This window comes from Brucella thiophenivorans, from assembly GCF_002252445.1.
GTDB lineage: Bacteria > Pseudomonadota > Alphaproteobacteria > Rhizobiales > Rhizobiaceae > Brucella > Brucella thiophenivorans.
Genome location: NZ_NNRJ01000052.1, coordinates 106,457 through 123,532, shown reverse-complemented (window position 1 = coordinate 123,532; position 17,076 = coordinate 106,457). Strand labels below are relative to the sequence as shown.

Sequence of the window (17,076 nt, the reverse complement as noted above, 5' to 3'; positions counted from 1 at the left end):
GAACCGCAGCTAATCTAACCGGTGCATGATATGACGTTGACAGGCAAAAGCCTCAGAAAATTTTTATCAGAATATAAGATCGTGGCGCTGTTGATCGTCGTCGCTTTGATCTGGGCATTCTTTGCCGTCATGACTTATGATCCTGAAATGGGTCGGTCGCAGTTTTTGACGGCGCGAAACTTTTCAAATCTTCTGCGCCAGATGGCAATTACCGGCATGTTGGCCTCAGCCATGGTGTTCGTCATTGTGGCGGGTGAAATCGACTTGTCTGTCGGGGCTTTGCTTGGTCTTTTGGGAGGCGTGGCGGCTGTACTCGACGTTGTCTATGGCTGGCCCTTATGGGCTACAATCAGTACTGTGTTGGTTTTAGGCGTGATTTTGGGAGGTTTTAACGGCTGGTTGACGGCCTATCTTGGCATTCCATCCTTTATCGTCACGCTTGGCGGACAGCTGGTTTTCCGCGGGATCGTGCTTGGTATTATGGGTGGCGTTACCATCGCGCCTATCTCGTCAGACTTTAAATATCTCGGGCAGGGCTATCTGCCAGAATGGTTTGGCAATGTCTGCGCGATGGCTTTGTTCGCCGTGCTTATATTGATCACTCTGCGAACGCGCGCCAGCAAGCGTAAGCACAATCTGCAAATGCTTTCACCGGCTATGGAAATTGCGCGTCTGGTTGGAACGGGCATCCTGATTTTGGGCTTCATTTTGGTTCTTAACAGCTATCAGGGTGTTCCGTTTCCGGTTCTCGTGCTGCTCGTTATCCTTGGTGTTTTCACCATTATCTCACGGCAGACAGTCTTCGGACGCCATATTTATGCGGTTGGCTCCAATCTTGAGGCCACACGATTTTCCGGCGTCAATGTGAACTTCGTCAAGATGGCTGTGTTTGCGCTGATGGGTCTGATGGCAGCCGTTGCTGGCCTGACCACAACCGCACGCCTTGCGGCTGGTACGCCTTCGGCAGGCTTCGGCGGCGAGCTTGATGCCATTGCATCCTGCTTTATCGGTGGAACATCAATGCGTGGTGGCGTTGGTTCAGTCATAGGTGCATTGGTCGGTGCGCTTATTATGTCGAGCCTCGACAATGGCATGTCGATGCTGGGCGTCGACACATTCTGGCAGCAGATCATCAAAGGAAGTATTTTGGTGCTGGCCGTCTATCTCGATATTGTATCGTCGGGTACGCGTCGCGCTTGATCAAAGTACGACGTCGTTGATGCCGGCGGGGGCGTGTCGCGCAAAACCTTGATTGGTTTTGCGCGACACATTTTAAGGGTTTGTACCCTTTAAACCTATTATTGCTTAAAGGGATTTTCGTTGAGATGGTCGACGTGGCGTGGCCGATTTTGACGTGCCTAACGAGAACTATCGCTTGTTGCGTTCAGGTTATTTGCAGCTTTTTATTAAGCTGATGACATGCTTTTTTGAAGCGCACAGATGATTTGAGTTCCGAAACAACTAAAATCGGAAACAACAGATATACCAAATTCCTGTTCTGACTGCCTTTTAACGTCTGAAACCTTCGCTGGCCATCATAAGGCTTTTTGTGTAATCGGCGTTAATATTGCCGCTGACAAGGTCATTGGCATCAAGTTGTTCCACCACTTCGCCATTTCGCATAACGGCTAATCGTTCACACATATGAGTGACAACGCCAAGGTCATGACTAACCATAACAAAGGTGAGCTTGCGATCTCGACGCACCTGTTCGAGCAGGTTCAGCACTTCAGCCTGCACTGAAGCATCCAGTGCCGAGGTAGGCTCATCGAGCAGCAGGATACTCGGCTCGATTATCAGGGCCCGCGCAATTGCTATGCGCTGACGCTGGCCGCCTGAAAGCTGGTGCGGATACCGGAAGCGAAATCCAGAGCCCAGCCCGACTTCATCCAGTGCGCGAACAATACGTTGTTCGGTGTTGTCGATACCGTGGATGGCAAGCGGTTCAAGTAGCAAACGGTCGATTGTTTGACGAGGATGCAGCGAGCCATAAGGATCCTGAAACACCATTTGAACAGTGCGATAAAAGTCTTTGTCTCGCGGGGTTTTGAGCAGTTTACCATCGATGCGGATTTCACCGTCATCGACGGGTGCAAGGCCTGCAACAGCGCGCAACAGCGTGGACTTGCCAGAACCAGACTCGCCCACCAATCCATAGGATTCACCACGAGCCACATCAATGCTGACCGATTTCAACGCGTGGAATTCATCGAAAAATACATCGACTTTGTCGATGTTGAGTGCGGATGCGGTTGTCATAGACGCCATGCCTCTTCGCGCTTTAAGGTGGGAAGTGGATGGCGCTCCATGCCAAGTTTGGGCATGCAGTCCAGCAATCCCTGCGTATAGGGATGTTTCGCATTGGAAAGATCGCTTGCAGCAATTTCCTCAACAATCTTACCCGCATACATGACAATCACCCTGTCGCAAAAGGATGAAACGAGACGTAGATCGTGGCTAATGAAAATCAGGCCCATACCCCGATCGGCTACAAGCTTATCGAGAATGCCAAGCACTTCAAGCTGAACCGTAACATCCAGTGCGGACGTCGGCTCGTCGGCAATCAGCAATTCAGGTTCTGCGATCAGCATCATGGCAATCATCACGCGCTGTCCCATGCCGCCCGAAACTTCGTGCGGATATAGCTTCATGACGCGTTCAGGATCATTGATCTGAACGGCCTCAAGCATTGAGATTGAGCGATTGCGGATTTCGGCACGTGAAAACTTGCCGTGTGCTTTGAGCGTCTCGGCTATCTGCTTGCCGATCGTCATAACCGGGTTAAGCGAATATTTCGGATCTTGCAGGACCATCGCAATGCGTCCCCCGCGCAAGCTGCGACGTTGGCGTGCAGATGCATTGAGAAGGTCAATGCCGTCAAATTCAAGCTTTTTGGCGGTGATTTTTGCGTGAAGCGGAGTAAGCCCCATGATAGCGCGTCCGGTCTGCGACTTACCGGAACCGGATTCGCCAACGATACCCAAACGTTCGCGGCCAAGCGTAAAGCTGACGCCACGTACGGCTTCAATAGCACCTGTGCGAGTGGGAAAGGTGACGCGAAGGTCTTCAACTGTCAAAAGCGGCGTCATTGGTTGTTACCCCGCGGATCAAGTGCATCACGCAAGCCGTCGCCAAGGAAGTTGAAGCCCAGGCTGACGATCAGGATCGCAATACCCGGCATGGCAGCTACCCACCATTGATCAAGGATAAACCGACGACCTGAAGCAATCATTGCCCCCCATTCAGGCAACGGCGGCTGAGCACCGAGGCCAAGAAAGCCAAGGCCTGCCGCGGTCAGAATGATGCCCGCCATATCAAGCGTCACACGCACGATCAGCGAGGAGGTGCAGAGCGGCATGATGTGACGCAGGACAATGCGAAACGGCGAAGCACCCATCAGACGCACGGCGGAGATATAATCGGAATTGCGAACGGTCAGTGTTTCAGAGCGGGCAATACGCGCATAAGGCGGCCATGAGGTAATGGCGATGGCAATAATGGCGTTTTCGATGCCAGGTCCCAAAGCTGCAACGAATGCAAGCGCGAGAATGAGTTTTGGGAAAGCAAGGAAAATATCGGTGATGCGCATGAGAATGGCATCGACCCAGCCACCGGCATAGCCCGCAACCGTACCAACCAACAGACCGATTGGCGCTGCGATAATTGCTACAAGCAGAACGACATAGAGTGTAAGACGCGAACCATAGATCAGTCGAGAAAGAATATCGCGACCCTGATCATCGGTGCCAAGCAGATAACCGGGCGTGCCCGGTGGCAGCAAGCGTGCATTGGCCAGATCGCCTGTATATGGCGAATGCGGTGCGAGAAGATTTGCAAAGGCTGCGACAAACAAAAGCGCGATGATGATAAAAAGGCCGATCACAGCGAGCTTGTTCGCTGTGAAGCGTCGCCAGACCATATAGGAACGACCAAGGCGGGCCTGCATGCGCGACTGCGGACGCTCTGAAAGCAACCAGTCGCGCCATGAAAGATTTGAAACGTCTGTCATTTGGCTCATTTCACGCGCGTCCTTGGGTCAAGAAGCCGATAGAGAAGATCGGACACGAGGTTAAGCGCGATAAAGACCGAACCGATGATAATCGTACCACCCAGAACGGCGTTCATGTCGGCATTTTGCAGCGAATTGGTGATGTAAAGTCCCAGTCCCGGCCATGCGAAAATGGTTTCGGTCAGCACCGAGCCTTCGAGCAGACCTGCATAGGAGAGGGCGATAACTGTCACCAGCGGCACGGCAGCATTACGCAAAGCATGGCCCCATATGATGCGGGTTTCTGAAATGCCTTTTGCGCGTGCTGCAATGATATATTCCTGCTCAAGTTCATTGAGCATGAATGAGCGCGTCATACGGCTGATATAAGCGAGGCTGAAATAACCGAGCAGCGCAGATGGCAGAACAAGGTGTGAGACGATGTTGCGCAGCGCTTCCCAATCACGCTGTACAATCGCGTCAAACAGATAAAAGCCGGTGATTGGGGTGAATGTATATTCAAAGGTAATGTCAATGCGTCCGGGTCCAGAAGTCCAACCAAGCCGCGCATAGAAAATTAGCAGCGCCAGCATGCCAAGCCAGAAAATCGGGACCGAATAACCCACAAGACCAATCACACGCACGATTTGATCGATGATGCTGCCACGCTTGACCGCAGCCAGAACGCCAAGCGGAATGCCGAACAAAGCGCCAATGATCGTGCCGATCGTTGCAAGTTCCATGGTGGCAGGAAACACGCGGCGAATATCGGCCATAACCGGATTGGTGGTTAAGACAGACGTTCCAAAATCGCCTTGCAATATGCCTTTTACATAAAGGTAAAACTGCTGGTAATAGGGCAGGTTAAAGCCCATCTCCTCGCGGACACGTGCCACCACATGCGCAGGTGCGCGGTCGCCAACGATTGCCAGAACAGGATCAATCGGCACAACGCGGCCGATGAAGAAGGTCACTGCCAAAAGGCCGATATAGGTGGTTACAACGATCCCCAGAAAGCTGGCGATTGCTAATGCGATGGTTGAGGAGCGCCGCCGGGCGCCCCTCCTTTTAGGTGTTGTTGTAGCGTTCAATGGTCTGACCGTTCTTCAGATCAGTCTTTGCTGACTGGTGCGAGGAAGTTCGAATCGAATGTAGGCCCGAGCTTGTAGCCCTTCACATTGCCACGAAGCCCCGCAACTTCGATCTGCTGGAACAGCATCACGAATGGGCTTTCATCAAGGGCTTCCTGCTGAAGCTTCTGGTAGATCGCAGCACGCTTGTCGTTGTCGCGTTCGAGAAGTGCAGCCTTGGTTTGCTCAGTTAGCGCAGGAATGTCCCATGCATTGCGCCATGCCAGCGTCTTGTTGGACGCGTCGTCACCATTATCCGGGTTGGACGTGAAAGCTTCAGCATTGGAATTCGGATCCCAATAATCCATTCCCCACTGGCCAATATAAAGATCGTGGTTACGGGCACGGTATTTGGTCAGCGTCTGTTTGCCATCGCCCGGAATGATGTCGATCTTAATGCCGGCCTTGGCAGCGGATTGCTGGAATGACTCAGCAATACCGGTTACGGGCTGTGTGTTGCGAACGTCGAAAGTGACCGAAAGACCATCTTTAAGACCAGCTTTTTCGAGCAGTTCCTTGGCTTTTTCGACATCAAGCTTGTAAGGGCTTGCGTCGAGTGCGCCAAGCACGCCTTTTGCCTGATAGGTCTGGCGAATGTCGCCAATGCCCTTGATCAGCGTTGAGCCAATTGCATCGTAGTCAACCAGATATTTGAAGGCTTCGCGCACTTCCGGCTTTGCCAGATTTTCATTCTTCTGGTTGAGCGAAATGTAATAGACAGTGCCTTTTGGCGCATCTACCGCTGCGAGTTCCTTGTTCTTCTGAACGGCTTCCAGATCGCCTGGTTCGAGATTGCGTGCCACGTCGACGTCACCCGATTCAAGCATAAGGCGCTGTGTGGCGCTTTCCTTGACGTGACGATAGAAGACGCGAGCAAGCTTGGCTTTTTCGCCGTAATAATTATCGTTGCGTTCTAAAACAACAACTTCATTGGCACGCCAGTCACGGATTTTGAATGGACCTGAACCGGCATAGCCTGTCTTGAGCCATGCAGCCGCATAATCGGTGTCGTATTTATAGTCATCGGTTGGTGTGACTTTTACGGAGTGTTCTTCCAAAAGCTTCTGGTCGACAATCGCGCCAATCGTGGCCGTGAGGCAGTTCAGCACAAAGCTTGGTGCATAAGCTTTGTCGACGGTCAGAACAAAAGTGGTGTCGTCAACTGCCTTGGCCGTTTCATTGACGTTTTCGCCATTCAGGCCAAACTGGGTCAGGATAAATGCCGGGCTTTTGTCGAGGCGCACCGCGCGTTCGAAGGAGTAAGCCACGTCTTTTGCGGTCAGAGGGTTGCCGGAGGCGAATTTGATGCCTGGCTTGAGCTTGAACGTATAGGTCAGACCGTCATCCGAAATCGTCCAGCTTTCAGCCACGCCCGGCACGACCTTGGATGTGTCGTTGATATCGAGGCGAACCAGCATGTCATAAGCATTGCCGATGAATTCAGCGGGCGAAAGTTCAAAGGATTCAGCCGGATCAAGCGTTATGGTATCATCGATGGCCCAAGCCTGAACCAGCGTGTCGGCTGGTGTTGCTGAAAATGCCGGGTTCGCAGCCATGATGGTGGCAAAAGCCGCGCCAGCAGCGAGAAGACGAAAACGTCCGAAATGCGTCATTTTAGTTCCCTTTCTGTAATTTTGTTTGTGCTCAGGCTGCGTCGTGCCAAGCTTGTTTCAGTACGCGTACCCAATTGTTACGGCAAAGCTTGGCAAGTTCGTCCTCACTATAACCTGCATCCTGCAAGGCAGTTACCAAGTTTTGTGTGCCTGCGGCATCGCCGATTTCCGCTGGAATAGTCGCACCATCGTAGTCCGAGCCAAGCGCCACGCAATCAATGCCCATGCGTTCGACCATGTAATCAACATGCCGGACGATATCGGACAAAGGCGTATTTGCATTTTCTTTGCCGTCACTGCGCAGCATGGTGGTTGCATAGTTGAGACCGGCAAGTCCCTTGCTTTCGCTGATTGCATCCATCTGTCGATCCGTGAGATTGCGTGCGACAGGCGTGAGGGCATGCGCGTTGGAATGGCTGGCAATAAGCGGCTGATCGCTCAGTTTTGCCACATCCCAGAAGCCTTTTTCGGTAATATGCGCAAGATCGATCAGAATGCCTTTGCGGTTGCATTCCTTAATAAGGCGCTCGCCCGCTGGTGTCAGGCCGGGACCGGTGTCGGGGCTCATCGGGTATGCAAAAGGAACCCCATGCGCGAAAATATTGTTGCGGCTCCAGACCGGCCCCAACGAGCGCAGGCCAGCGGCATAAAACACATCAAGCGCGGCAAGCTCTACATCGATGGCCTCACAACCTTCCATATGAAGAACAGCAGCGAAGGTGTCGCTGTCAAGCGTCTCATCGAGATCTTTGCCGTTGCGGCAAAGCTTCCAGCCGCCAGCTTCTTCAAGTCGCAGAGCAAGAGATGCAAACTCAAGCGCTATATCCAGTGAACGGGAGCGTTCCAACGGCGGCGAAAGCGGAGTTACGTAATGGCCGTTCTCGTCGGGCTTTCCCAATTCGATATGATGACCGGATGGGACATAGATTGCGCAGATACCACCGGCCAAACCGCCTTTGCGTGAGCGCGGCAAGTCGATATGACCAACTTCGGTGCCGTTGATGAATTCCTTGATGGGATCGCCACCGTGACGCTGGTTTTCCCAAAGACGCAGAAGGACATCATTGTGCCCGTCGAAAACGCGCTGCATATTTCATTCCTAGCTGAACAACCAGCAAAAGCCTGCCGTTCATTTGAAAGCCCGCTCTCGATAGAACGCAGATGCTGATTGTACTCGTCTGAGATATATCGGTAATCAGCGCCCCACCCGAGCTGCTGATATATAAGATGTTGCTAGCTATAAGTGTCAAGCGCTCAACTGCTATACCGGGTGGTTCTCAACGGTGCAATGTGGTGCGCAAACTGCATAGGTTCATGCGTGTTTAGAATGAAATGATGCCTTATGGCGATCTTTCACTCGACCTCCGCTCGAAAAACAATATCCATCAGGATAAGCGTACCGATCCTCATTTGTTCTATGCAACTCAGCAGACATTTATGTAGCTGACCTGCCACAGTAAGCATGCTTATTTCCCGCCCTATGATCGCTCTGCATCTCAAGTGCCATCCATAACGCGGAGGATTGGCCCTAATCCCCATCGTTTATCACAGTGGGGCTGCGGATAAAAACTTGGACTGGTTTTATGACACGATGCCAAGACTGTTTCGATATTCGATTGGGCTTCGTGCGCCAAGTGATATCTTGATCCGCTTTTCGCTCTGACACTGGTGGTGAGTTGTTCTTGCGTTTCATGATTGCGGGAGCCTCTGGACCGAGTAACTGATTTTTCCAGTTATACAGTGTCGGTCTGCATACGCCGAGCTTTTCGGCCAAAGCCTGCGCACTTTCTTGCCGATTATGAAGTCTGACGACGCCAGCCTTCTTCAACGTCTCCGGATATCGCGGACGTCCAGTACTTCCAGTGACAGCTTTGCTAGTTTCGGGAAACGCCTCACGAACCCATGCTGTCAACGTTGCACGACCGGGATAGCCTAAGGCGCGCATCGTTGCAGAAACACAACGATCATGCGTGCGGTAGTACTCAACAGCCGCTTTCTTCTGCGCCTGTTTGAACTTATGGGCTTGGGGCGCAAATCCTAAACGCAGATCAAGATGGTGCTCATATTCCAGGCACCATCCTTCAGCGCATTCCTGCTTGGATAGCCCAACTGGTGAATAGTCGCTTTCGGGCGCTTGCCCAGCTTGATGTAGAGCGCAACGGCTCGCATCCGGTCTTCGTAGGAATACATGAACTACCTCCATGATAGTCCAAGTTTCGTCCGCACCGCCTATTTTTAAATAACGTCTTTGAAGATGAGCGCGCGGACCAAAAAGCTATATTGCTTGTTGTCTGGTTCGATCATAAATTTACAAATTCATACGAAATACTTGATGGTAAAAATTGCCAGCGAGACGGTGACTGCGCCACCAATACGTGTTGCTATTTGTGCAAAAGGCATGAGCGTCATACGATTTGCGGCGGTTAGGATGGCGATGTCACCGGTGCCACCTTGACCACTATGGCAGCCTGTCACGATTGCAGTATCAATTGGATACATGTTGACCAATCTGGCAGTGAAGAAGCCGGTCGCAATAAGCGAGAACACTGTAGCGAATACCGTCACGACAGTGGGTAACGTAAACACCGCAACAAATTCTCTCCAGGGTGTAAATGCGACACCCATCGCAAACAACAGCGGCCATGTGACAATAGTTGAGAAGAATTTATAAACATGACGGCTGCCATTTTCGATGCTGGGATCGAACAAGCGCCCAATCTTGGCGGCAACAACCAGAAACAACATGCAGATAGGTGCTGGAAAGTCTGTCAAATTCTGGATGAAGACACCGAAAAGGTATAGACTGACGATCGTAACGCCTGCTGCTGCGATTTCTGTTATATCTGCTGTTTCTGAACTTTCGACTGGATGTGACTTCTCGTTGTCCTTCTCAGACTGGAGCCTTCCTTCACCGGTAAGGTGCGGCAAACATTTGCCCAACATATTGAGAAGTCCGCATAACAGAACGGCAGTGAAACTGCCCAGCATAACAACGGGAATGATCTGGGCAAAGAGCACGTCTTGCGGTTGATTTAGAATGAAAGAATATCCAAGTGAAAGAGGAATTGCGCCCTCTCCCAAACCGCCTGCCATAATGGGCGCGACGATAAAAAAGAGAGTGTGTGTCAGGGGCAACCCCATAGATACCCCTACAATTGTGCCGACAATCGAAGCTACGACAGAGCCGGCAGTGACCGGTATGAAAATCTTTAAAAATCCAGCTAGCAGCACTTGTCGGTCCATGCTCATTATACTGCCGACAACGATCGCTGAGATATATAGATAAAGAAAGTTGGACTGTTTGCTGAAAGTCGTCACAGATTGAGCCACTGATGTTGGGATCCACCCGTAAAACACGGCAGCAGATGGAACAACGAAGGCCATAATAGCGGCACCACCCATCAGTCCAAGTATTCGAAAGCGCTTCCCCAACTCCATGAAGATGAAGCCACCGATCGACAGAATGCCGATTGACATTGTCAGATCTGATGGGACTTTACCGATAGATACAAAGCCAAAGATCAGCACTACAATAAGAACGTAGGCTGGGAGTGGCACAATTCCGATGTGGGTACGCTGTGCACGCCACAGAGAACCGCGCCAATCCGCTTTGTCTGTTCGGTGTTTAATTTGCGCAAAATGAGTCATGCTTCCTCCTTCATGTCATTGTTCGGAACGCCGATATTTTTGATGCAGAAATAAAAAATGAAGATCTTCTTCGCCTGTACGCACGACAGCAATGTAAGGTCGGGAAATCCTGAATTAGGGTGTTATTTTCGCCTACGAAAAGCTGCGTCGTTGTTTAACCATGATAAAAATATTTTTTTCTGATTCGGACTAATCAATCTGTATTCTTCATTCGGTCTGTCGTTATTCTGATGAGCTTAATAATTCAGCGCAGTGCGTAAAGCCTGACATCTATTTAGGTTTTTGATCAGTCTGCCAGGTCTTGAGTGCGTTATCCTCGATAGCCTTGATGTCAGGTTGCCGACACTGACCGCATGAAGGGGCGATTAGAGCGCATCCCGAAAGGTGTGAAACGGCTTTCGGATAAGATGCGCGTTAAAATAAATGATGAGGCGCCGATCTGATTCAATCAAATCGAAACGCGCTCTAATGACGGCAGTCATCCCCACACGGCCTAATATATTTTTTCATGCTGAGGAGCTGTGCTGTTGTATTCTGAATGTTAAATAAGAAATTGGGTGTATTATTAATAATAACAAACATTATCGATAATACAGTGAGAAGTTCCAATATGATACCGTCAGTTCGTTGTATAAATATTTTACTCAATCTAAAATCCTTACCGAGAAAACGCACGTCATTTGAAACAACTACATTAGTTAAAACGCAAAAGAAAAATTAGTCCAACACCTTAAATAGAGCGAGCATATTTAAATAGACTTTGACCTTGTTAAAGGACGTGCTGCTAGGCCGTGTGGACGATTATTTTTCGGGCGTGGCGTGAGACGGATTTTGTTTCTGAACAGGAGAACAGACCGCCGTGGAGTGGTTCTCCACAGGGGTTGTTCGACGCATTCAGAGACAAAATCCACCACGTCCCGAAGGGATATGGTGAAAATAACCCAGCTTTGCGTCGCAAAACCTTGATGGAGAACCACTCCACCTTCGGCTTTGCTCCTAAACCTGTGCTATTTTCATCCATACCACGCTCCGAAAAAGAATCGTCCACACGGCCTAGGCTTTCTTTTGAGCCATTGCTTCTATTTTTATGGCTTTAAATGGGGTGTAAAAGTGCTCTTTTTTTGTTTGGAATCGCCCTCAAGCCTTCCCCACACATGTTTCTCCACCCAGCTAGACAGGTAGCCAGAATTATAATTACAAAATGAGCGCACAGATGCGAAAGCCGCTTGAGTAAAGGTGCAAAACAATAATAAAAATTAAAACTTGGGTATTCGTGCTATCTCGGCCACATAGCGCAATATCACATTCCATATCTGCCATGCAGACTGGCTATTTTAGCCGTCGCGTAATAAGCGGCACGGTTTCCATGATTTTGAGCACGTTTCTTGCTCTTTCAATCGCAAAATCATTGACTCTTTTTTCAAAGGGCTTAAAAGCGCAATCGGAAAAGGAGAATTCCGTGAACGCTTGTCGCGCATCACATAGCTTGTGTGGACTGAATGGCCTCATCGCCATTTTGATCCCTATGGCGTCCGTTTCCAAAACCACCATGGCCACTTGCATTAAAACGACCACCAAAACGGTCTGACCCCTTGGCCTGCTCGCCCTCTCTCCCCGGGTCCGGCCCAGGGAAAAGGCCCGCTGGTCGCGGGTTTTTATGGAAGAGGAGAGGACAGGAGACAAGTAAATGGGTTTTAAGATTGCAGTCGTCGGCGCTACCGGAAATGTCGGTCGCGAAATGCTCAACATCCTTGAAGAACGTGGCTTTCCGGCTGATGAAGTCGTGGCTCTTGCTTCGCGTCGCAGCCAGGGTACGGAAGTATCCTATGGCGACAAGACGCTGAAAGTTAAGCCGCTCGACCAGTATGATTTCTCCGATACCGACATTTGTCTCATGTCGGCTGGCGGAAATATTTCCAAGGAATGGTCGCCAAAGATCGGTGCGCAGGGTTGCGTTGTTATCGATAATTCTTCCGCGTGGCGTTATGACTCGAACGTGCCCCTTATCGTTCCAGAAGTGAACCCAGATGCGATTGAAGGTTTCCGCAAGAAGAATATTATCGCCAATCCGAACTGCTCGACGGCACAGCTCGTTGTGGCGCTCAAGCCTTTGCATGATGCAGCCAAGATCAAGCGTGTTGTCGTTTCGACTTACCAGTCCGTCTCTGGCGCTGGCAAGGAAGGCATGGATGAGCTGTTCCAGCAGTCACGCGCGGTATTTGTCGCTGATCCAGTGTCAGTGCAGAAGTTCACCAAGCGCATTGCGTTCAATGTGATCCCGCATATCGATGTCTTCATGGAAGATGGTTACACCAAAGAAGAATGGAAGATGGTGGCCGAAACCAAGAAGATGCTTGATCCAAAGATCAAGCTCACGGCGACTGCTGTGCGCGTTCCAGTGTTTATTGGTCATTCTGAATCAGTCAATATCGAGTTCGAAAACCCGATTTCGGCCGAAGAAGCCCGTGAAATTCTGCGTGAAGCGCCGGGTTGTCAGGTTATCGATAAGCACGAAGACGGCGGCTACATCACGCCTTATGAATCAGCTGGCGAAGATGCGACTTTCATTAGCCGTATCCGCGAAGACATTACCGTTGAAAACGGCCTTGCTATGTGGATTGTTTCCGACAATCTGCGTAAGGGTGCGGCTCTCAACACAATTCAGATCGCAGAACTGCTGGTTGCTCGCGGCCTGATCACGCCAAAGGCGCTTGCTGCTTAACCATCTTTGCAGTTTGAAAGACAAAAGCGCCGGGAAACTGGCGCTTTTTTATTTGTTTGGAAGGCTCTCGGTGAGATTGCCGCGTATATCGAGCAGCCGTTCACGCAAATCCTGCAATTCATCGACAGGGCGTCCCAGAGCGCAAAAAACCTGTTCAGGGATACTCTCTGCTTGTGTGCGCAAAATGCTGCCTTCATCGGTCAATGTAATCCGAACCTGACGCTCATCCTGCGGGTCACGACGCCGGGCGATGCGACCTGCCGCTTCAAGGCGCTTTAGAAGCGGGGTGAGGGTGCCTGAATCAAGATTAAGCTTGCCACCTATTTCCGATACGGTCTGATTGTCTTTTTCCCAGAGAACCAGCATCACCAGAAACTGCGGGTAGGTGAGATCCAGCTTGGCTAGAATAGGCTGATAGGCACGGGTGAGCGCATTCGCAGTCGAATAAAGTGCGAAGCAGACCATGTCTGAGAGGTGCAGATGTGTGTCTTTGCTCATGATCTCTTTTCCTATTGTCATCATACAACATGCGCAATTAAATCGTGCATCACATAATCGTGAGAATAGATTTTTCAAAATTAGATTGCGCACAATTTAATAATTTGCAATCCTGATTGGGACGGTAGTTTAGCAATCACCAATGGAGAGTTTCAATGCCAATTCTTTACACGACCCAGTCGACAGCAACCGGTGGCCGTACTGGCAGCGCCAAGACCGCTGATGGACGTCTTAGCGTTGTCCTCGATACGCCAAAGGAATTGGGCGGTTCGGGCGGCGAGGGCACAAATCCCGAACAGCTTTTCGCATCGGGCTATGCGGCCTGCTTTCTTGGTGCGCTTAAATTCGTTGCGGCCAAAGAGAAAGTTTCAATTTCGGCTGACAGCACAGTGACTGCGACAGTTGGCATTGGTCCGCGCGAAGATGGCACAGGTTTTGGCCTTGATGTGGCTCTGGAAATTACACTTCCGGGCGTTGATAAGGCCAAGGCGGAAGAACTGGTTAATGCCGCGCACATCGTTTGCCCATATTCGCACGCAACACGCGGCAATATTGATGTCCGCTTGAGCGTGGCATAAGTCAGATAGGCAAAAGGCGCCTAAACGGGCGCCTTTGTTTTATTTATTGAGACACTTCAGCCAGTGCATTCAAAGCGGCCTCAACTTGCCTTTGCGCTTCTTCACCTAATTGCAATATAGGTCTAGGTGGCTCAACCTTTGCCAAGCCGAGCAAATCGGCGATCACATACATGACGCGGAAGCTGCCATAAGTCTTGAACAAGCTCCAGAGCGGCTCAAAGGCTTCATTGATGCGCTCGGCTTCTGAGCGATTGCCGCTTTGGGCGGCACGGACCAGTGCCAATGTTTGAGCTGGAAGAAGGCCCGCAGCGACACTGTAGAAAGCATCTGCACCTGCAAGCAATGCGTCCTTGGCACCCCAATCGCCGCTATAACCAATAGCGAAGTCGTCTGGTGTTAAGGAACGCAGCTTTGCTATTTCTTTAGCGTAATCCTCATCCGCTGGCAGCGGCATTTTGATCGCCTTGATGTTCTTCACATGAGCAAGCCGTGCAATCAGTTCAACACTGAAGGAAAATCTGGTTGTGCCGGGATTATTATAGATACAAAGCGGTAGATCAGTCGTTTCAGCAACAGCCTTGAAGTGCTCAAAGCCTTCTTCCTGCGTGAGCGGCGTATAGGAAACGGGTGCAAGCAACAGCGCATCTGCGCCAGCATCTGCGGCGTCGCGTGCGAGCGCCTGCGCGTCATCGGTGCGCAATGCACCAACACCCACAATCAACGACGTCTTCGTACCGATATATTTCACAGCGGTTTCAACCGTATGTCGACGCTGTTCCCGCGTAAGAAATGCATAGCCGCCAGTGCTGCCCAGCAGGCCGATTGAATCCACGCCTGCGTCATGAATGCGCGTGAGAATCGTGCCAAGCGTACCCTCCATGAGTTTGCCCGAGGTATCTATAGGTGTCAGCGGAAAAGCGGAGAGGCCTTTGAAAAGTTTCATTTTGATGCCATTTTCGAATGTGTTTAGCGTGAGAGAAGTAAGCGGATACCGGCGAAACAAAAGACTGCCGCAAGTACGCCTTCAATCCAGCGTCGAGCGCGGCGATATAATCGCACCATGGGTGCGGTAGAAAACACAATCGCATAGCCGCAGAAAATCGTGACGCTGAGGATGATACAGCCCCCAAGAAATGCCGCCATATGGGACCACGACGACTCTGTACCTAGACCGAGCGTCACCAGCGCTATCCATGACAAAATAGACTTGGGATTTGAGAGGTGCATCAGGAGGCCACGGCGATAAAGATCGCTGCCTGCAAGCGTTGCACTGCCATTAAACGGGCGAGCGGCAAGCTTCTCATCTGAGGTTATGGCTGCACGTCCGGCTTTGAATGCGAGATAGAGCAGGTAAAGGCCACCAAATATCTTAAGGATGATCAGCGCTTGTGCATATTGAGTTAGGATCGCTGAGACGCCGGTTGCAGCCATCAGGCCCCAAAATATGGAGCTGGTCACAACACCCGCTGCAAACATCAAACCCGCTTTGCGGCCCTGATGCATGGCAACGCCCATGATGCGCATGTTGCTTGGCCCAGGGCTTCCAGCGGCAATCACATAGGTTGTGTAAACAAGAAGAAGCTGATAGGCGGCGGGCGAAAGGCTCATGATCATCACTCAATTTGAACTGAGCAGATTTATAGCATTCTCCGCATACAATATCTGTTATTCGATTGTATCAAAAACGACCAAAATTGTCTCAATTTAGATCAGAATGGGGGTATTTATAAAGCACGGCGATAATGTATTGCTTTAATCAGCATGTGCTTCCAGAGCTTCCATATCATCATCCGAAAGGCCAAAATGATGGCCAATTTCATGAATGAGAACATGGGTGATGATATCGCCAAGTGTCTCTTCATTCTCTGACCAATAGTCGAGAATTGCGCGGCGGAAGAGCGTGATGCGGTTTGGACCTTCACCTGTTTGAAAAGTGAACCGCTCACCAATGCCCGTACCTTCAAACAGGCCGAGCAGATCGAAAGGCGTTTCCAGCCCCATATCCTCGACAAGTTGCTCTTCGGGGAAATCGGATATCTGAATGATGATATCGCCACAAAGCGTGCGAAAATCCTGCGGCAGATGCGCAAGCGCTTCAATCGCGATAGATTCCACTTGATCAAGGGAGGGCGAAAGTCGTGCCGCCCAGTCGCCGCTTTGATCTTCTCGGGCCATTTCAGCTAACCGGGTCCTATTCAATGTTTAGGCCACCGGACTTTCTGGCAATGAGCGTGCTAATACTGAAAGCCATCATGCCCAGGGACGCTGTTGGGCGTTCTTTGCTTCGAATATGTCGATGCTTTTTGCCTTTTCCATGGTCAGGCCGATGTCGTCGAGACCATTGAGCAAGCAATGACGCTTAAAATCGTCGAGGTCGAAGGAAACCGTGCCGCCATCGGGGCCGTGAATTTCCTTGGCTTCAAGATCAACGGTCAGCGTTGCATTGGCACCGCGCGACGCGTCATCCATCAGCTTGTCGAGGTCTTCCTGAGACACCTTGATTGGCAAGATGCCGTTCTTGAAGCAGTTATTGTAGAAGATGTCGGCAAAAGAGGTCGAGATCACGCAGCGGATGCCGAAATCGAGCAATGCCCAAGGCGCATGTTCACGCGAAGAACCGCAGCCGAAATTATCGCCAGCTACAAGAATCTGCGCGTTGCGATAGCCGGGCTTGTTGAGCACGAAATCTGGATTTTCGGTGCCGTCTTCGTTGAAACGCATTTCGGCAAACAGACCCTTGCTCAGACCCGTGCGCTTGATCGTCTTGAGATAATCCTTCGGGATAATCATGTCCGTATCGATATTGACGATCGGCAGGGGGGCTGCAACGCCCGTGAGCTTGGTGAACTTATCCATATCTGGAGCCTGTCAGTTTTGTATTTACAATTTGAAAACTGGT

15 protein-coding genes and 1 pseudogene are annotated in these 17,076 nt (G+C 50.7%); 3 read left to right on the top strand and 13 right to left on the bottom strand.

Annotated features, from left to right (window positions below; translation table 11 throughout):
* Positions 1-30: 30 nt before the first annotated feature.
* Positions 31-1,200, top strand: coding sequence for a sugar ABC transporter permease (locus CEV31_RS17250; protein WP_094508850.1), 1,170 nt, complete (start codon positions 31-33; stop codon positions 1,198-1,200).
* A 309-nt stretch (positions 1,201-1,509) separates the two neighbouring features.
* On the opposite strand, the gene CEV31_RS17245 is transcribed toward CEV31_RS17250, so the two are convergent.
* From CEV31_RS17245 to CEV31_RS17210, 8 genes and pseudogenes are all read right to left on the bottom strand, one after another.
* Positions 1,510-2,259, bottom strand: a complete 750-nt coding sequence (locus CEV31_RS17245; protein ID WP_094508848.1) for an ABC transporter ATP-binding protein — start codon at positions 2,257-2,259, stop codon at positions 1,510-1,512.
* Positions 2,256-3,089: an ABC transporter ATP-binding protein gene (locus tag CEV31_RS17240; protein ID WP_094508846.1), complete on the bottom strand. Its 834-nt coding sequence runs from the start codon at positions 3,087-3,089 to the stop codon at positions 2,256-2,258. The genes CEV31_RS17245 and CEV31_RS17240 overlap by 4 nt, the downstream gene beginning before the upstream one ends.
* Entirely contained in the window at positions 3,086-4,018 is a 933-nt protein-coding gene (gene nikC / locus CEV31_RS17235; RefSeq protein WP_094508844.1) for a nickel transporter permease, read from the bottom strand. Before nikC ends, CEV31_RS17240 begins: the two co-directional genes overlap by 4 nt.
* Positions 4,015-5,079, bottom strand: a complete 1,065-nt coding sequence (locus CEV31_RS17230) for an ABC transporter permease (protein WP_169717382.1) — start codon at positions 5,077-5,079, stop codon at positions 4,015-4,017. Before CEV31_RS17230 ends, nikC begins: the two co-directional genes overlap by 4 nt.
* 20 nt (positions 5,080-5,099) lie before the next feature.
* On the bottom strand, positions 5,100-6,731 hold the full coding sequence (locus tag CEV31_RS17225) for an ABC transporter substrate-binding protein (RefSeq protein WP_094508842.1): 1,632 nt from the start codon (positions 6,729-6,731) through the stop codon (positions 5,100-5,102).
* A gap of 31 nt (positions 6,732-6,762) precedes the next feature.
* Positions 6,763-7,821: a dipeptidase gene (locus CEV31_RS17220; RefSeq protein WP_094508840.1), complete on the bottom strand. Its 1,059-nt coding sequence runs from the start codon at positions 7,819-7,821 to the stop codon at positions 6,763-6,765.
* Between the two features lie 561 nt (positions 7,822-8,382).
* Positions 8,383-8,921 (bottom strand): annotated as a pseudogene (locus tag CEV31_RS21345) (helix-turn-helix domain-containing protein); the annotation flags it as partial.
* A gap of 126 nt (positions 8,922-9,047) precedes the next feature.
* Positions 9,048-10,379, bottom strand: a complete 1,332-nt coding sequence (locus tag CEV31_RS17210; RefSeq protein WP_094508838.1) for a 2-hydroxycarboxylate transporter family protein — start codon at positions 10,377-10,379, stop codon at positions 9,048-9,050.
* Positions 10,380-12,066: 1,687 nt separating this feature from the next.
* On the opposite strand from CEV31_RS17210, the gene CEV31_RS17200 reads away from it, so the two are divergent.
* Positions 12,067-13,101 carry an aspartate-semialdehyde dehydrogenase gene (locus CEV31_RS17200; protein ID WP_094508834.1) on the top strand — a complete coding sequence of 345 codons (1,035 nt, stop codon included), beginning with the start codon at positions 12,067-12,069 and terminating at the stop codon, positions 13,099-13,101.
* Positions 13,102-13,149: 48 nt separating this feature from the next.
* On the opposite strand, the gene CEV31_RS17195 is transcribed toward CEV31_RS17200, so the two are convergent.
* Positions 13,150-13,599 (bottom strand): MarR family winged helix-turn-helix transcriptional regulator, encoded by a 450-nt coding sequence (locus CEV31_RS17195; RefSeq protein ID WP_374847140.1) that lies wholly within the window; start codon positions 13,597-13,599, stop codon positions 13,150-13,152.
* 155 nt (positions 13,600-13,754) lie between these two features.
* On the opposite strand from CEV31_RS17195, the gene CEV31_RS17190 reads away from it, so the two are divergent.
* The gene (locus CEV31_RS17190; protein WP_094508832.1) at positions 13,755-14,177 is read left to right on the top strand and encodes an organic hydroperoxide resistance protein; all 423 of its coding nucleotides are present in this window, start codon (positions 13,755-13,757) and stop codon (positions 14,175-14,177) included.
* 43 nt (positions 14,178-14,220) lie between these two features.
* Here the strand turns inward: CEV31_RS17190 and CEV31_RS17185 are convergent, their stop codons facing one another.
* The 4 genes from CEV31_RS17185 to leuD form a co-directional block, all read right to left on the bottom strand.
* Positions 14,221-15,120 carry a dihydrodipicolinate synthase family protein gene (locus CEV31_RS17185; RefSeq protein WP_094508830.1) on the bottom strand — a complete coding sequence of 300 codons (900 nt, stop codon included), beginning with the start codon at positions 15,118-15,120 and terminating at the stop codon, positions 14,221-14,223.
* A gap of 23 nt (positions 15,121-15,143) precedes the next feature.
* Positions 15,144-15,785 (bottom strand): LysE family translocator, encoded by a 642-nt coding sequence (locus tag CEV31_RS17180; RefSeq protein ID WP_094508913.1) that lies wholly within the window; start codon positions 15,783-15,785, stop codon positions 15,144-15,146.
* 144 nt (positions 15,786-15,929) lie between these two features.
* Positions 15,930-16,352 carry a metallopeptidase family protein gene (locus CEV31_RS17175; RefSeq protein ID WP_094508828.1) on the bottom strand — a complete coding sequence of 141 codons (423 nt, stop codon included), beginning with the start codon at positions 16,350-16,352 and terminating at the stop codon, positions 15,930-15,932.
* Positions 16,353-16,427: 75 nt separating this feature from the next.
* Positions 16,428-17,033: a 3-isopropylmalate dehydratase small subunit gene (leuD, locus tag CEV31_RS17170; RefSeq protein WP_094508826.1), complete on the bottom strand. Its 606-nt coding sequence runs from the start codon at positions 17,031-17,033 to the stop codon at positions 16,428-16,430.
* Between the last annotated feature and the right edge of the window lie 43 nt (positions 17,034-17,076).

Bases quoted from the DNA above. Each gene is read 5' to 3' on its own strand.
- CEV31_RS17250 (WP_094508850.1), top strand. From the start codon at position 31: ATGACGTTGACAGGCAAAAGCCTCAGAAAATTTTTATCAGAATATAAG.
- CEV31_RS17245 (WP_094508848.1), bottom strand. From the start codon at position 2,259: ATGACAACCGCATCCGCACTCAACATCGACAAAGTCGATGTATTTTTC.
- CEV31_RS17240 (WP_094508846.1), bottom strand. From the start codon at position 3,089: ATGACGCCGCTTTTGACAGTTGAAGACCTTCGCGTCACCTTTCCCACT.
- nikC (WP_094508844.1), bottom strand. From the start codon at position 4,018: ATGAGCCAAATGACAGACGTTTCAAATCTTTCATGGCGCGACTGGTTG.
- CEV31_RS17225 (WP_094508842.1), bottom strand. From the start codon at position 6,731: ATGACGCATTTCGGACGTTTTCGTCTTCTCGCTGCTGGCGCGGCTTTT.
- CEV31_RS17220 (WP_094508840.1), bottom strand. From the start codon at position 7,821: ATGCAGCGCGTTTTCGACGGGCACAATGATGTCCTTCTGCGTCTTTGG.
- CEV31_RS17210 (WP_094508838.1), bottom strand. From the start codon at position 10,379: ATGACTCATTTTGCGCAAATTAAACACCGAACAGACAAAGCGGATTGG.
- CEV31_RS17200 (WP_094508834.1), top strand. From the start codon at position 12,067: ATGGGTTTTAAGATTGCAGTCGTCGGCGCTACCGGAAATGTCGGTCGC.
- CEV31_RS17195 (WP_374847140.1), bottom strand. From the start codon at position 13,599: ATGAGCAAAGACACACATCTGCACCTCTCAGACATGGTCTGCTTCGCA.
- CEV31_RS17190 (WP_094508832.1), top strand. From the start codon at position 13,755: ATGCCAATTCTTTACACGACCCAGTCGACAGCAACCGGTGGCCGTACT.
- CEV31_RS17185 (WP_094508830.1), bottom strand. From the start codon at position 15,120: ATGAAACTTTTCAAAGGCCTCTCCGCTTTTCCGCTGACACCTATAGAT.
- CEV31_RS17180 (WP_094508913.1), bottom strand. From the start codon at position 15,785: ATGAGCCTTTCGCCCGCCGCCTATCAGCTTCTTCTTGTTTACACAACC.
- CEV31_RS17175 (WP_094508828.1), bottom strand. From the start codon at position 16,352: ATGGCCCGAGAAGATCAAAGCGGCGACTGGGCGGCACGACTTTCGCCC.
- leuD (WP_094508826.1), bottom strand. From the start codon at position 17,033: ATGGATAAGTTCACCAAGCTCACGGGCGTTGCAGCCCCCCTGCCGATC.